This is a genomic window from Brevundimonas sp. TWP2-3-4b1 (assembly GCF_049897665.1).
GTDB lineage: Bacteria > Pseudomonadota > Alphaproteobacteria > Caulobacterales > Caulobacteraceae > Brevundimonas > Brevundimonas subvibrioides_B.
The window spans coordinates 15,268-29,333 of sequence record NZ_JAFCWQ010000005.1 but is presented as its reverse complement, the minus strand read 5'-3'; the positions used below and the strand labels follow the sequence as shown (position 1 = coordinate 29,333).

Annotated in this window: 11 protein-coding genes; 4 read left to right on the top strand and 7 right to left on the bottom strand. The window is 68.8% G+C overall.

The window, feature by feature from the left end; all coding sequences use genetic code 11:
* Nucleotides 1–6: 6 nt before the first annotated feature.
* The gene (locus ACP7A5_RS05530; RefSeq protein ID WP_426040970.1) at nt 7–2,298 is read right to left on the bottom strand and encodes a spermidine synthase; all 2,292 of its coding nucleotides are present in this window, start codon (nt 2,296–2,298) and stop codon (nt 7–9) included.
* An 87-nt stretch (nt 2,299–2,385) separates the two neighbouring features.
* Here ACP7A5_RS05530 and ACP7A5_RS05525 point away from each other — a divergent pair, with 87 nt between their 5' ends.
* Entirely contained in the window at nt 2,386–2,880 is a 495-nt protein-coding gene (locus ACP7A5_RS05525) for a CinA family protein (RefSeq protein ID WP_426040969.1), read from the top strand.
* Nucleotides 2,877–3,122, top strand: a complete 246-nt coding sequence (locus ACP7A5_RS05520; RefSeq protein ID WP_426040968.1) for a sulfurtransferase TusA family protein — start codon at nt 2,877–2,879, stop codon at nt 3,120–3,122. The genes ACP7A5_RS05525 and ACP7A5_RS05520 overlap by 4 nt, the downstream gene beginning before the upstream one ends.
* On the opposite strand, the gene ACP7A5_RS05515 is transcribed toward ACP7A5_RS05520, so the two are convergent.
* Nucleotides 3,088–4,011 (bottom strand): YihY/virulence factor BrkB family protein, encoded by a 924-nt coding sequence (locus tag ACP7A5_RS05515; protein ID WP_426040967.1) that lies wholly within the window; start codon nt 4,009–4,011, stop codon nt 3,088–3,090. The two genes, ACP7A5_RS05520 and ACP7A5_RS05515, sit on opposite strands and share 35 nt — an antisense overlap.
* A gap of 190 nt (nt 4,012–4,201) precedes the next feature.
* Here ACP7A5_RS05515 and ACP7A5_RS05510 point away from each other — a divergent pair, with 190 nt between their 5' ends.
* Nucleotides 4,202–5,518, top strand: coding sequence for a diguanylate cyclase domain-containing protein (locus ACP7A5_RS05510; protein ID WP_426040966.1), 1,317 nt, complete (start codon nt 4,202–4,204; stop codon nt 5,516–5,518).
* Nucleotides 5,519–5,521: 3 nt separating this feature from the next.
* On the opposite strand, the gene ACP7A5_RS05505 is transcribed toward ACP7A5_RS05510, so the two are convergent.
* Genes ACP7A5_RS05505 through ACP7A5_RS05495 form a run of 3 tightly spaced genes read right to left on the bottom strand, consistent with a single transcriptional unit; the run spans nt 5,522 to nt 9,785 of the window.
* Nucleotides 5,522–6,016: a GNAT family N-acetyltransferase gene (locus ACP7A5_RS05505; RefSeq protein ID WP_426040965.1), complete on the bottom strand. Its 495-nt coding sequence runs from the start codon at nt 6,014–6,016 to the stop codon at nt 5,522–5,524.
* A complete protein-coding gene (gene mfd / locus ACP7A5_RS05500) occupies nt 6,013–9,465 on the bottom strand; it encodes a transcription-repair coupling factor (RefSeq protein ID WP_426040964.1) in 3,453 nt (1,150 codons plus the stop codon). The genes ACP7A5_RS05505 and mfd overlap by 4 nt, the downstream gene beginning before the upstream one ends.
* A complete protein-coding gene (locus ACP7A5_RS05495) occupies nt 9,465–9,785 on the bottom strand; it encodes a succinate dehydrogenase assembly factor 2 (protein ID WP_426040963.1) in 321 nt (106 codons plus the stop codon). Before ACP7A5_RS05495 ends, mfd begins: the two co-directional genes overlap by 1 nt.
* A 98-nt stretch (nt 9,786–9,883) precedes the next feature.
* Here ACP7A5_RS05495 and recG point away from each other — a divergent pair, with 98 nt between their 5' ends.
* A complete protein-coding gene (gene recG, locus ACP7A5_RS05490; protein ID WP_426040962.1) occupies nt 9,884–11,974 on the top strand; it encodes an ATP-dependent DNA helicase RecG in 2,091 nt (696 codons plus the stop codon).
* Here recG and ACP7A5_RS05485 read toward each other — a convergent pair.
* Nucleotides 11,971–13,077 carry a DUF3089 domain-containing protein gene (locus ACP7A5_RS05485; RefSeq protein ID WP_426040961.1) on the bottom strand — a complete coding sequence of 369 codons (1,107 nt, stop codon included), beginning with the start codon at nt 13,075–13,077 and terminating at the stop codon, nt 11,971–11,973. The two genes, recG and ACP7A5_RS05485, sit on opposite strands and share 4 nt — an antisense overlap.
* The gene (rfaD, locus tag ACP7A5_RS05480; RefSeq protein ID WP_426041096.1) at nt 13,074–14,063 is read right to left on the bottom strand and encodes an ADP-glyceromanno-heptose 6-epimerase; all 990 of its coding nucleotides are present in this window, start codon (nt 14,061–14,063) and stop codon (nt 13,074–13,076) included. Before rfaD ends, ACP7A5_RS05485 begins: the two co-directional genes overlap by 4 nt.
* Between the last annotated feature and the right edge of the window lie 3 nt (nt 14,064–14,066).

Here is a 14,066-nt window from a genome sequence, read left to right as displayed (position 1 = left end):
CTGGCGTCACCGCCGGAAGTGACGCCACAACGATCCGAACAGGTTCACATAGTCGTCGGTCCACGGTCGCACGTCGGTCTCGGCCAGGGTTCGCCACTGGGCCTGGCCACGGAACTCCGCCAGGCCCTCGTCCGTCGGCGACAGGATCAGGGCCTCGGTGGAGGCCTCGGCCATGTCCGGCGCCAGGGGCGATTCCTGATAAAGCTGATGCAGGTTCGCCGCGCCCAAGGCCTGCGCCGCCGCCGCGGCCGGCAGGGTGATGTCGAGGTTGCGGTTCGACAGGTGCAGGATGACCACGCCGTCCGGCTTCAGCAGCTTGAGATAGCCCTCGATCGCCTCGACCGTCAGCAGATGGGTCGGCACCGAATCCGACGAGAAGGCGTCGATCAGCAGGAGATCGTAGGTCCCGGCCGTCTCGCGCGCCATGGTCAGCCGGGCGTCGCCGAGCACCGTCTCGATCCGGCCGTCGGCGCAGTCGGAGATGAAGCTGAACCACTGCGGATCGCGCGACAGCCGATCGACCATCGGATCGATCTCGAAGAATTTCATCTCGTCGGCGGCGCGCTTGTAGCCGGCCATGGCGCCGGACCCCTGCCCGACCACGCCGATCTTCAGGGCCGGACGCCGCAGCTGCAGCATCTGGGTCGTCTGACCGATCGGGCTGGCCGGCGTATAGTAGAGGGTGGGCATGCAGGCGAAGGCCGGATTGCGCGGCTGGGCGCCGTGCAAGGTCGTGCCGTGCATCAGGATGTTGACCTGACCGCCGAGGCGCGGGTCCTCGGTGACGCCGATCTTCATCACGCCGAAGAAGCTGCGATCGGTGAAGGCGGCCTCATAGCCGCGTGCGATATAGGCGGTCGACAGGGCGATGCCGGCGGCGATGATGACATAGGCCGGGGTGCGATCGCGCAGGATGAAGCCGGCGAGGATCGGCACCAGCATCATGAACTGGGTCAGGGCCGGCATGCTGTCCGAGACGTTGTTGTTGAGCCACCAGCCGAAGCCCCAGTCCGCCTGGGCAGCCGCCGACAGCAACGGCGGCAGGCCGGTGGCGAGCACCGCGCCGACGAACAGATAGACCTCCCAGTTCCGGATCGGCGCCTTGTTGAACGGGCGCGCCAGCCCCGCGAGGACGAGGACCAGCGGGTATTCCCACACGCCGTTGAACAGCACCGGGGCCAGAAGGGCCGTGAAGGCGCCGCCGACGACCCCGCCCAGCGACATCAGCAGATAGAACTCCGTCAGCCGGTCCGGCGGCGGACGCCGCGCGGCCAGCCTCTGGTGACACATCAGGGCCAGCAGGAAGAAGGTCGCCAGATGCAGGCCGAACATCATGATCCAGTCGCCGGTCCGGAAGGCGGTGAAGCTGATGCAGACCAGGGTCACGGCGCCCGAGATCACCAGGGTGATCGGCAGCGGGATCCACGGCCTGTCCTGGAAGGCGATGACGAAGGTCAGCAGATAGAGGGCCAGCGGGATGACCCACAGGAAGGGTGCGGAGGCGACGTCGGTGGCCAGGTGGGCGGTGACGCCCAGCATCAGGCTGGACGGCGCGGCGGCCAGAAGGACGAGGATGATCTTCTCGCGCCATGGGATCGGCGCGCTGGTCTCCAGGCTGGCGACCGGCGCCCCGCCGATCTGCCCCCGTCGCCAGGCCACGACGGCGAGGGCCACAACCATCAGCATGAAGGCGGCATAGCCTCCGCTCCAGCTCGCGCGCTGGCCCGACAGGGTCATCAGCGGTTCGAGGATGAGCGGATAGGCCAGCAGGGCCAGGAAGCTGCCGAGGTTGGACGCCGCATAGAGGACATAGGGGTTCTTGCCATCGGCGTGACCGACGCGAACCCGGGCGTACCAGGCCTGCAGCAGGGGCGCCGTCGCCGACAGGACGGCGAAGGGGGCGCCGACCGACAGGGCCAGGGTCGCCAGCAGCCAGCCGATCGGGGCGCTCGGATCGGGGTCGCCCAGCACTCCGTTGATCTTCAGCGGCAGGAACAGGGCCGCCAGCAGCAGCAGGCCCAGATGAGTCGCCATCTGGGCCCGCATCGAGGTCAGGCGTTGCAGCAGGTGGGCGTAGCCGTAGCCGGCCAGAAGCGCGGTCTGGAAGAAGACCATGGCCGTGTTCCAGACCGATGGAGAGCCGCCGAGCATCGGCAGGACCAGTTTGGTCACCATGGGCTGGACCACGAAGACCAGGGCCGCCGAGGTGAAGATGGCCACGGCGAACAGGATCGGCGTCACGCGATCGCCGCCCTCCGTCGAAGGCGCGGCGTCGTCCGGCAGGGCTGTGTCGGTCATAGGGTCCCCGGTCTGGCGCGCGTGCTATCGACAGACGCACGCCACGGGGTCAGCCTAGACTGACTCGCGCACGGATCGGAAAGACCCATGTTCCCGAACGATATCCAGCGACTGGCGGCCTCGGTGATCGCCGCCGCCTCGGCGCGGGGCTGGACGGTGGCGACGGCCGAGAGCTGCACCGGCGGGCTGGTCGCGGGAGCCCTGACGGCCGTGGCCGGGTCGTCTTCGGTCGTCGACCGGGGCTTCGTGACCTACAGCAACGCGGCCAAGTCGGAGATGCTGGGCGTGCCGGCCGCCCTGATCGTCAGGCACGGCGCGGTGTCGGAGCCGGTGGCGCGGGCCATGGCGACTGGGGCCCGGGAGGCCGCGAAGACCGCCCTCGCCGTCTCGATCACCGGCGTTGCAGGCCCGGGGGGCGGCTCGGCCGAAAAGCCGGTCGGACTGGTTCATTTCGGCTGCGCAACGCCACAAGGGCTGGTTCACGACAAGCAACTGTTCGGAGACATCGGGCGCGAAGAGGTGCGGCTGGAAAGCGTACGCGTCGCCCTGGGTCTGTTGCTCGCCGCCTGCGAGGCGGGGTGAGCAAAGGCGCGCCCATCGTCGTCGACGCCCGCGGCCACCGCTGCCCTGTGCCGAGCCTGCGTCTGCGGAAGGCGGCGGAAGGGCGGGCTGGACGCCGTTTCGTCCTCCTCGCGACCGATCCGATGGCGCGGATCGACGTTCCCTATCTGATGGCGGAACTGGGCGGACGGGTGATGTCGGTCGAGGAGACCGACGGCGTCCTGACGATTACCGTCGAGACGCGCGCCGTTCCGACAGATTGACGACCGAGGGGCTGTCCTCGGGCGCGATATCCGGCGCTCCCGTGGCCCGCGAGGCGATCTCCATCTCGGTGGCGAAGGCGCCGCCGTAGAAGATAGCGTTGACATTCCACGACAGCCAGATCAGCAGGACCACGACGGCGCCGACCGATCCGTAGGTCGCGCCCAGCTGGGCGATCTGCTCGACATAGATGGCGCAGAGCCAGGACGAGATCATCGACAGGATGGTCGCCACCGCCCCGCCGGCGATGGACGGGACCCAGGCCACCGGGTCCCGGTGCGACATGGCGTAACGATACAGCAGCGTCAGCCCGAGGCCGAGGCCGGCCGCGGGCAGGAAGCCGTTGAACGGCAGCCCGCCCTGCCCCGTGGCCGGCCCGGCATGCTCCAGCAGCCGGGCGGTGACCACGGCGCCCGAAACAATGGTGAACAGGCCGAACGCCACCACGGCGACGATGAAGGCGAGGAAGTTGAACTTGAAGAAGCCGTGCGGCTCCGTCTCGTCATGAATCAGGTTCAGTCCGGCCAGCAAGGCCTTGAATCCACGATGCGCGGCATAGGCGCCGACCACCAGGGCGAAGGCGCTCTGGGTGGAGACGGCGCGCGCCGAGGCATTCGACAGCCGCTCGACCTCGGCACGGAAGATGGCGCGGGCGGCATGGGGCATGACGTCGGCCAGGGCCGCCGCCTGCTCGCCGACCTGACCGATCGACAGCACCGCCTTGTAGAAGCCGATCAGGATGGCGATCGCCGGGAACACCGCCAGCAGGGCGAAGAACGACACCCCGCCCGTGTACAGCATGACGTCCCGGCCCCAACTGCGAGCGAACGCCCGCCCTGAGAGCCGCACCCAGAAGCCGGGTGACGCCAATTCCGTAGTCTGTCCGCTCAAGCCGGTTCCCGCCGTAGCCCAAGGGGTGACTCTAGCGGAAAATCCTCGATTTGGAAGCAGCCGGGCCACCGTCGTTTTCCCCTGCCGCGCGCATCAGCACCGTTGCGCCGAACGGGGCCGCGTCGGTATGGTCCGCCCGCTCCGTGGCCGGAGTCGCGGCCGTCCGGTCGCGCAGGGGGAGTCATTGATTTTGGGTTCGGATCCACGCGTTCTGGTCGTCGCCGAGACGGATGAGCGCATCGGCGCCCTGTGCCGCGGGCTGGACTCACTGGGCTGGCGCACAATGACAGCCCGGTCGGGCGCCGCCGCCGTGGCCGCCCTGACGGACTTCACGCTGGAGGCGGCGATCCTGGACGCCGGTCACCCGGAGATTGACGCCCTACCCGAGGCCCTGCGACTCGCGGCTGGCGGCCGGCGTCTGCCCGTCATCGCCCTCGGACCCATGGCGGCGAGCGTCGCAGCCGGGACGTTCGATCTGACGATGGCCGAACCGCCGCATCCGGCCCTGGCCGCCCTGCGCATCGAACAACTGGTTCGCGCCGCCATCGCCGAGGAGGAGTTCCGCCTGCGTCAGGCGACCTTCGCCCTGCACGGCGCGACCCTGGACCCCGGCGTGCCCGATCCCAGCCCGGTTCGTATCCTGATCGCCGGCGCCCCGGATCACCGGTTCATAGCCCTTTCAAACACGCTGATCGCAGGCGGAGCCGAGGTGGTGGCCGCGCCGACGCCCTACACCGCCTTCGACTATCTGCACGAAAGCGCCTTCGATGCGGCAGTTCTGTGGGGGGCGCCGGACCATGCGCCGGCCCTGTCCATCGCCTCGGGCATGAAGCGGAACACGCGCCTGTATCACATCCCGCTGGCTCTCTATCTGCGGTCGGAAGGCGAGATCAATCTGAGCGAACTGTACAACCGGGGCTTCTCGGAAGTTGCGGCCGCAGACACGCCGGAGCCCGAGGCCGCCGCGCGCGTCCTCGACCTGGCCCACACCCATCGCCGCCACCTGGCCATCCGCAAGGCTCTGGAAGGCGCGCGTGGCGCGGGCATCATGGATCCGTCGACGGGCCTGTTCACCCGCAACCTGTTCGCCAGCCATCTCGGGCGGGTCGCCGAGGGCGCTTCGGCGCGGCGGCGCCCCCTTTCCGTCTGCGTCCTGCGGGTGGCGGACAGCGATAACCTGACCCGTGCGCGCATGGGCGGCTGGCTGGACCGGGCCATGCCCCAGATCGGCGCCATGGTATCGCGCCTCGTTCGGGTCGAGGACACGGCGGCCCGACTGGCCCCCGAGGTCTTCGCCCTCGCCCTGCCCGCCACCCCCGGACCGGCCGCCCGCCTCGCGGTCGAGCGGATCGCAGCGGTCATCGGCTGTACCGCCTTCGACGCCGGTCCCGACCGGACGCCCTTTGTGGTCGAGTTCAGCGTCGGCGTCGCCGAACTGATGCCGGGCGAAGGTGCCGCCGCTGTTCTCGAACGCGCCTCTGCCGATATGCTGACCCAGCCCGCCTGAGCGTCAGACTTGGCGGTGCATGATGTGCAGGCCGATAAGGCCCTGCGTCGGGTGGTCGAAGGCCTCGGGCACAGTTGCGAGTATCTCGAAACCGAGCGACTTCCACAGGACGACGGCGGTCGTATTGGTCTCGACGACGGCGTTGAACTGCATCGCGCGGAGGCCGGCGTTGCGGGCCCAGTCCAAGGCGGTCTCGCCGAGCTGACGACCGACGCCAACACCGCGCGCGGCGGCTCCGACCATGAAACTGCCGTTCGCGACATGCGCGCCGCCGCCCATCTGATTGGGCGTGATCCTGGCGCTGCCCAGAACGTGATCGCCCTCGACCGCGACGAGCGTCATGCCCGGCGGCGTCTGCATCCAGATCGTCCGAGCTGCCGATTCCGTCAGGTCGCGGGGATAAGCATAGGTCTCCCCCGCCCGCGCCACGGCCTCGACGATCGGCCAGAGGGCCGGCCAGTCGTCGTCGGTTGCCGGCCGGACGATGACCTGGCTCAAGCGCCGGCGACCCGCGCCAGATCGGTCGTGATCCGTTCGGCGACCTTCAGCCGATCCTCGGGCGTCGGCCAGGCGCCCTTCACGACGATCTTCTGATCCGGGCGGATCTTCCAGAACGCGTGGTTCTTCTGGATCAGGCCAACCAGCCCCATCGGGTTCGGGAAGGAGTTGTCGCGCAGGGTCAGGACGCAGCCCTTGGGTCCGATGTCGATCCGCTCGATACAGGCCGTCTTGCAGTTGGCCTTGATGCCGACGATGCGCAGCAACTGTTTGGCTTCATCCGGCAGCGGGCCGAACCGGTCGATGAGTTCGGCGGCCAGGGCCTCACGGGACTCGGTGTTCTCGGCGTCGGACAGACGGCGATAGAGGCTGAGACGGACGTTGAGGTCCGAGACATAATCCTCTGGAATCAAAACCGCCGCGCCGACGTTGATGGCCGGTGACCAGCCGCGATCGACGGGACCGCCCTCGCCGTTCTGGCGCAGCTCGGCGACCGCGTCCTCCAGCATCTGCTGGTACAGTTCGACCCCGACCTCGCGGATATGGCCCGACTGTTCGTCGCCCAGCAGGTTGCCGCCGCCGCGCTGATCCAGGTCGTGGCTGGCCAGCTGGAAGCCGGCTCCGAGATTGTCGAGCGACTGCAGCACCTGCAGCCGCCGCTCGGCCGACAGGGTCATCGGCCGCTTCGGATCGACCGTCAGATAGGCGAAGGCGCGGGCCTTGGACCGGCCGATCCGGCCCCGGATCTGGTGCAGCTGGGCCAGGCCAAACATGTCGGCGCGGTGCACGATCAGGGTGTTGGCGGTCGGTATGTCGATGCCGCTCTCCACGATCGTGGTCGAGACCAGCACATCGTAGGAGCCGTCGTAGAAGGCGCTCATCACGTCTTCGAGCTGGGTCGGGCTCATCTGGCCGTGACCGACGACGAACTTGATCTCCGGCACCTGGATGCGGAGGAACTCCTCGATGTCGGGCAGGTCGGACAGGCGCGGGCAGACATAGAAGGCCTGACCACCACGATATTTCTCGCGCAGCAGGGCCTCGCGCACCATGACCGGGTCCCAAGGGGCGACATAGGTGCGGACCGCCAGGCGATCGACCGGCGGCGTGGCGATGATCGACATCTCACGGATGCCGGACAGCGCCATCTGAAGCGTGCGGGGGATCGGCGTCGCGGTCAGGGTCAGCAGATGGACGTCGGCGCGGAGGCTCTTGAGCTTCTCCTTGTGCTTGACGCCGAAATGCTGCTCCTCGTCGACGATGACCAGGCCCAGGTCCTTGAACCCGACCTGTTCGGCGAGGACGGCGTGGGTGCCGACGACGATCTCGAACTGACCGTCCCTGAGCCCGGCTCGGGTTTCAGCCGCATCCCTGGCCGTGACCATGCGCGACAGGTGGCGGACCTTGATCGGCCAGCCGGCGAACCGCTCCGAGAAGGTCCTGAAGTGCTGGCGGGCCAGCAAGGTCGTCGGACAGACGATGGCGACCTGTTGCCCGCTCATGGCCACGACGAACGCGGCTCGGATGGCCACCTCGGTCTTGCCGAAGCCGACGTCGCCGCAGATCAATCGGTCCATCGGCACGCCCTTGCCGAGGTCCTCCAGCACGTCGCCAATCGCGTTGAGCTGGTCGTCGGTCTCTTCATAGGGGAAGCGGGCGCAGAACTCGTCGAACAGACCGGCGGGCGGATTGATCGCCTCACCGACCCGCAGCGCGCGCTTGGCCGCGAGCGCGATGAGCCCCTCGGCCATGTCGCGCAGCCTGGCCTTGGCCTTGGCCTTGCGACCCTGCCAGGCGGCGCCGCCGAGCCGGTCGAGCTGGACGCCATCGGATTCGGATCCGTACCGGGTCAGAAGATCAATATTTTCAACCGGCAGATAGAGTTTGCTATCCCCGGCATAGAGGAGCTCGAGGCAGTCGTGCGGCGCCGCCTGGATGTCGAGTGTCCTGAGACCCTCGTAGCGGCCGATGCCGTGGTCGAGGTGGACGACCAGATCACCGGTCGTCAGGGCCGAGGCCTCGGCGAGGAAGTTCGACGCCCGGCGTTTCCGTTTCGGGCGGGCCAGCCGGTCGCCGAGGATGTCGGTCTCGGAGATCACGGCGAGGTCGCCGGTCGTGAAGCCGTGCTCCACCGGCAGGATGGCGCGCAGATAGAGGTCCTTCGACGCAGTCTGCACATCGGCCCAGTCGCGCACGGCGACGACATGCTCCAGCCCGTGATCGGCCAGCATCACGCCGAGGCGATCGGACGAGCCCTCGCTCCAGGAGGCGAACAGGACGCGCTTGCCGTCGGCTTTCAGCCTGGCGGCATGGTCGGCGACGGCCTCGAACAGGTTGACGCTGTCCTGGGCCCGCTCGGCGGCGAAGGTCCGACCCAGACGGCCGCCGGCGTCCTCGGCCGCGGCGTCGAATGGCGACAGACGGCGGACATTTCGCCCGGCCAGCGCCGAGTTCCAGTCCTCCTCCGGCATATAGAGGCGGTTCGGCGGCAGGGCGCGGTTGGCGGCGCCTCCCTTGGCCCTCGACGCCTCTTGGCGTGCCTCATAAGCGTCGCGGGTCAGGTTCCAGCGGTCTGTACGGGCGGCGTCGGCCTGGTGGTCGAGGAAGATCGAGGCGCGATCCGGAAGGTAGTCGAACAGGGTCTCGAGCCGGTCGTAGAGCAGCGGGATCCAGTGCTCCATGCCCTGCCGCCGGGCGCCGTCGCTGATGGTCGCATAGAGCGGATCATCGCCCGGCGCGCCGAACAGGTTCAGATAGCCGGTGCGGAACCGGCTGATGGTGCCGGCGTCCAGCAGGGCCTCGGACACGGGCGACAGGGCGACCTCGGTGCGCTGGCCGGTCGAGCGCTGGGTCGCAGGATCGAAGGTGCGGATCGATTCCAGTTCGGAGCCGAACATGTCGAGCCTTACCGGCTCCTCGAAGCCCGGCGGAAAGACATCGATGACCCCGCCGCGCACGGCGTATTCGCCGCGCTCGTTGACGGTCGAGGCGCGCATGTAGCCGTTGGTGGTGAAATAGATCTCCAGCGCCTTGATATCGAGCTCCCGCCCGACGACGGCCTCGAACCCGGCGGCGCAGGTGACCTCGCGCGGCGGCGTGCGCTGGAGGGCCGCGGCCACGGTCGTGACGACCAGCAGAGGCCGGGTCTCGTCGGCGGCGCGCCCGGCCAATCGGGTCAGCGCGGCCATGCGTTCGGCCGAGATGCCCGAGGTCGGGCTCAACCGGTCGTAGGGCAGGCAGTCCCAGGCCGGAAACTCGATGACCTCGACGTCCCCGGCGAAGAAGTTGAACGCCTGCACGAAGGCGCCGGAGCGCGAGAAGTCCCGGGCCACGAAGACGCCGACGCCGCCGGAGGCCTTCAACCGGTCAGCGACGACGAGAGCGTCCAGCCCTTCCGGCGCGCCGCCCAGTTCCTGATCGGTCCGCCGATCCATCCTGGCGCCGTCCATCAGCCCGCCCCATCGGCGACGGCCGCGGCGACGTGAGCGCGCATGAAGACGCGCAGCTTCATCATCAGCGGCGTGTCGTGCCCGGCCGGCGTCGGCCGGGTCTCGATGATCCAGGCGTAGAGGTCGTGATCGTTGTCCTCGGCCAGCAGGGCCTCCAGCGCGTCGAGCTCATCGTCGCTCAGGGTCGCGCCCTCGCGCTCCATGAAGGGGCCGAGCACCAGGTCCGCCTCGCGGAAGCCCCGCCGCCACGCCCTGAAGGTGATCCGGCCCAGCCGCTGCTGGCGAAGTTCGGTGTCGGCACGCGCATCTTTATCGGCCACAAGAATCCTTGCCCGGTCCAGTCATTCAACAGTGGTTTCCAGATAGCGCTCCCCATCCCGTTTCGCCAGCGCCGCCGCACCGTCTAATGTCATCGGCGATGCGGCCCCAGATTCTCTTTCCCCTGTTCGCGGAGGTCACCAGCCTGAAGGGGGTGGGGACCAAGGTCGCACCCCTGATCCAGAAGCTGGCGGGGCCGCTGGTGCGCGATGTTCTGTTCCTGGCGCCGGTCGGGGTCATCACGCGCCGCAGGACCAAGGCCGCGGACGCGGTGGAGGGCGAGGTCGGAATCTTCGACGTCGTCGTGGACCGGATGATCGCGCCGGCACGCCCGGGCGTGCCGCTCAAGGTCCGGGCCAGCGACGAGACCGGCTTCGTCCACCTGATCTGGTTCGGCGGCAGTCCGCAGCACATCGACCGTCAGCTGCCGCAGGGCGAGCGACGGCTGGTCTCCGGCAAGGTCGAGCGGTTCAACGGCGAGGTCCAGATCGTCCATCCCGATTGGATCGTGCCCTTGGACAGGGGCGAGGAGATTCCGGCCGTCGAGCCCGTCTATCCGGCCACGTCCGGGCTGACGTCGCGGGTGGTGCGGAAGCTGGCGCTCGGCGCGCTGGATGCCGCGCCCGAGCTGGACGAGTGGCAGGACCCCGCCTGGCTGGCGAAGCAGCGGTGGCCGGGCTGGCACGCGGCGATTGAGGCCCTGCATGCGCCGACGGGCGAGGCCGATCTGTCGCCGGACGCCGCGCCGCGCCAGCGACTGGCCTATGACGAACTGTTCGCCCATCAAGTGGCGTTGGCGCGACGGAGGCGCGCGCGCCAGATCACGCCCGCGCCCATTATCGCGCCCGGAGCCGTGTCGCAGGCCTTGCTGAGCGCCCTGCCCTTCACCCTGACCCATGCCCAGGCCAGGGCCGTGGCCGAGATCCGCCGCGACCTCGCCTCGGGCGAGCAGATGGGCCGGTTGCTGCAGGGCGACGTGGGCTCCGGCAAGACGGCGGTCGCGGCCCTGGCTATCGCCGATGCCGCCGGTTCAGGTTTCCAGGCGGCCCTGATGGCGCCGACCGAGATCCTCGCCCGCCAGCATTTCCAGCGGCTGGCTCCGATGCTGGAGGCGGCCGGGGCGCCCACCCTCCTGCTGACCGGCCGGGACACGCCGGCGGAACGGCGCGAACGGCTGGCGGCCCTGGCGTCAGGCGAGGCCAGGGTGGCCATCGGCACCCACGCCCTGTTCCAGGATGCCGTCCGCTTTGACCGACTGGCCCTGGCGGTCATCGATGAGCAGCATCGGTTCGGGGTCAATGAACGCAGCCGGCTGCAGGCCAAGGGCGATCCGCGCGTCGGCGGCGTTCACCTGCTGACCATGTCGGCGACGCCGATCCCGCGCACGCTGGAGCTGACCCAGTACGGGGAACTGGAGGTCAGCCGGTTGATGGAGAAACCGCCGGGGCGAACGCCGATCTCCACCGCCGTCCTGCCGCTCGCGCGGATCGGCGAAGTGGCGCAGCGGCTCAAAGCGGCGGTCGAGAGCGGAGCCCAGGCCTACTGGATCTGTCCGCTGGTGGCGGAATCCGAGGTCAGCGATCTGGCCGCCGCCGAGGAACGGGCGCGCGACCTGCGGCGGATCCTGAATATCGAGGTCGGCCTGGCCCATGGGCAGATGCCGGGCGGCGAGCGGGAGGCGGTCATGGCCGATTTCTCCGACGGGCGGCTGTCGGTGCTGGTCGCCACCACGGTGGTGGAGGTGGGCGTCGACGTGCCGAACGCCACCATCATGGTCATCGAACACGCCGACCGCTTCGGCCTGGCCCAGTTGCACCAGCTGCGCGGGCGGGTCGGGCGCGGCGCCAAGTCGAGCGCCTGCATCCTGCTTTACGGCGGTCAGGATGGGGGCCTGGGCGATACGGCGCGGGAGCGTCTGGAGACCTTGAGGCGCAGCGAGGACGGGTTCGAGATCGCGGAAGAGGATTTCCGTCTGCGCGGCGGCGGCGATCCGCTGGGCCTCAGGCAGAGCGGCTTCCCGGCCTATCGATTTGCTGATCCGATCCGGCACCGGTCCCTGCTGCTGGCGGCGGCGGACGACGCCCGCCTGGTGCTGGGCCGCAATCCAGACCTGACCGGTCCGCGTGGCGAGGCGATCCAGGTGCTGGAGGCGCTGTTTGACTGGAAGACAGAGCGGAGCGGGCTGGACTAAGGCGCGTCCGACGCTTCCCAGACGTTCAGGCGGCGCTCAACATCCGCTTCAATATCGGCGTAGAACAGATTGTAGGGCCGTGCTTTTCTTCGATCCGCCCAGTTGCCGACCTCGCGGAAGGATTCAGTGGTCAGTTCGGTGTGGCGCAGGATGCCTTCGACGCACCGGGTCGCCACGGCGCGGTCGATGAAGGCCGGTCGCACGCCCCATTCCAGCCCCGTCGCATTCGCCGCGCCGTGATGGAGGCGCGCGGGCACGGCGGCGTCGCTGCGGGCTCCGCTGACCGGGTTGACACAGAGGGCCGCACGACCGCCGAGATCGACCAGTCGCCCGGCCTGGTCCCAGACCAGGGCGCGGCGCAGACGACGCCAGGCAGCGCCGTCGTTCTCGTCTCCGACCTGTGACCAGCCGACGACGCAGCCGATACTGGTGGCTGTGACGCAGGCGGGCACGGCGGGCGACAGAGAGTCTTCGGCCACGATCACATCGACCAGATAGACGGCGACGATCCGGCGGCGAAGCGCGGCGTCCCCGGCCACGCGTTCCCGCACCAGCCGGTCGATCAGCTCACCCCCCTGCTCCACTCCGGCCAGCACCAGCGGTCCGGTCGGATGGGCGGTCAGCCAGACTTCGAAGGCCGCCAGGGCATCACCATAGGCGAAGGCGCGGGCGTCGCGAGCGTCATCCCTCAGCGTCAACCGGGTGTAGAGTGACGCCTGGCGATAGCGCGGCAGGCTGATGGCGCCGGCCCGCGCAAACGGACCCGCATAGTTCGGGATCACCACCCGCTCCAGATAGGCGTCGGCTCCGGCGGCGCCGATCGGCTCGTTCCAGTCCTCTCCGCCGTCGAAGGTGGTCGAGTGCAGAAAGAAGATTGCGGCCGGGCCCGAGGTGGGCGCCCGCTCATCGCTCATGACCCAGGAGGCCGCCGAGGCGTAGTCCGGCGCGGGCGGCGGGTCGTAGGTCTGGAACGGCACCTGGGGGTCCAGACCGGCTTTCAGGATATCCCCGCGCCAGACCGTGACGGCGGTCGCGATCAGGAACACGAGGGCGAACCCGGCCCAGCCCACGCCCTGCGAGAAGGTCAGGCGCGGCAGTTTCACCGATAGGGATCCGGTTGCGACAGGAAGGCCTGGACGTAGCGACGCACGCCCTCTTCCAGCGGCGTCGACTGGCCGCCGAAGCCGAGGGCGCGGACGCGGTCCATGCGGGCCTCGGTGAAATACTGGTACCGGGCGCGGATGACATCGGGCATGTCGATATAGGTGACGGCGGGCTCCTTCCCGGCGGCCGCGAAGGTGGCTTTGGCGAGGTCGAGGAAGGACCGCGCCTGGCCCGATCCGGCGTTGAAGACGCCGCTGACGTCGGGGGTACAGAGCAGCCAGTCGATGATGTCGACCACGTCGTCGACGAAGACAAAGTCCCGCAACTGGCCGCCGTCGGCGTAGTCAGGATGGTGCGAGCGGAACAGGCTGACGGTCTCGCCGGCCGCGACCTTTGGCCAGATCTGGGCGATGACCGACTTCATCCCGCCCTTGTGACCCTCGTTCGGGCCATAGACATTGAAGAACTTCAGCCCGGCCCACTGACGCGGTGCGTGGTCGCGCGAGGCTTCGCGCACAGCGTATTGATCGAACAGTTTCTTTGAATACCCGTAGGCATTTAAGGGCTGAAGCTTCGAGATTGACTCAAGATCGTCCGCATCCTCGAACCCGGCCTCGCCATCGCCGTACGTGGCCGCCGAGGAGGCGTAGATCATCCGCGTGTCGTTCAGGGCGCACCAGCCCCAGAGGTCGCGTGACAGGCTGAAGTTGGTACGCAGGATCAGGTCGGCGTCCTGCTCCGTCGTCGAGGAGATGGCGCCCATGTGGACAATGGCGCTGACCCGTTCGGCGTGACGTTCGAGCTGCTCGAAAAGCTCCTCCGGCTGCCAGAAGTCGGCGATGGCCGATTTGGCGATATTCCGCCATTTGCCGAGGTCAGCGTCCTCCAGCCGGTCGCAGACGACCACGTCCCAGCGGTCCTCGGCGCACAGGCGAGAGACGATGTTGGAGCCGATGAAGCCGGCGCCGCCGGTGACCACGATCATCCG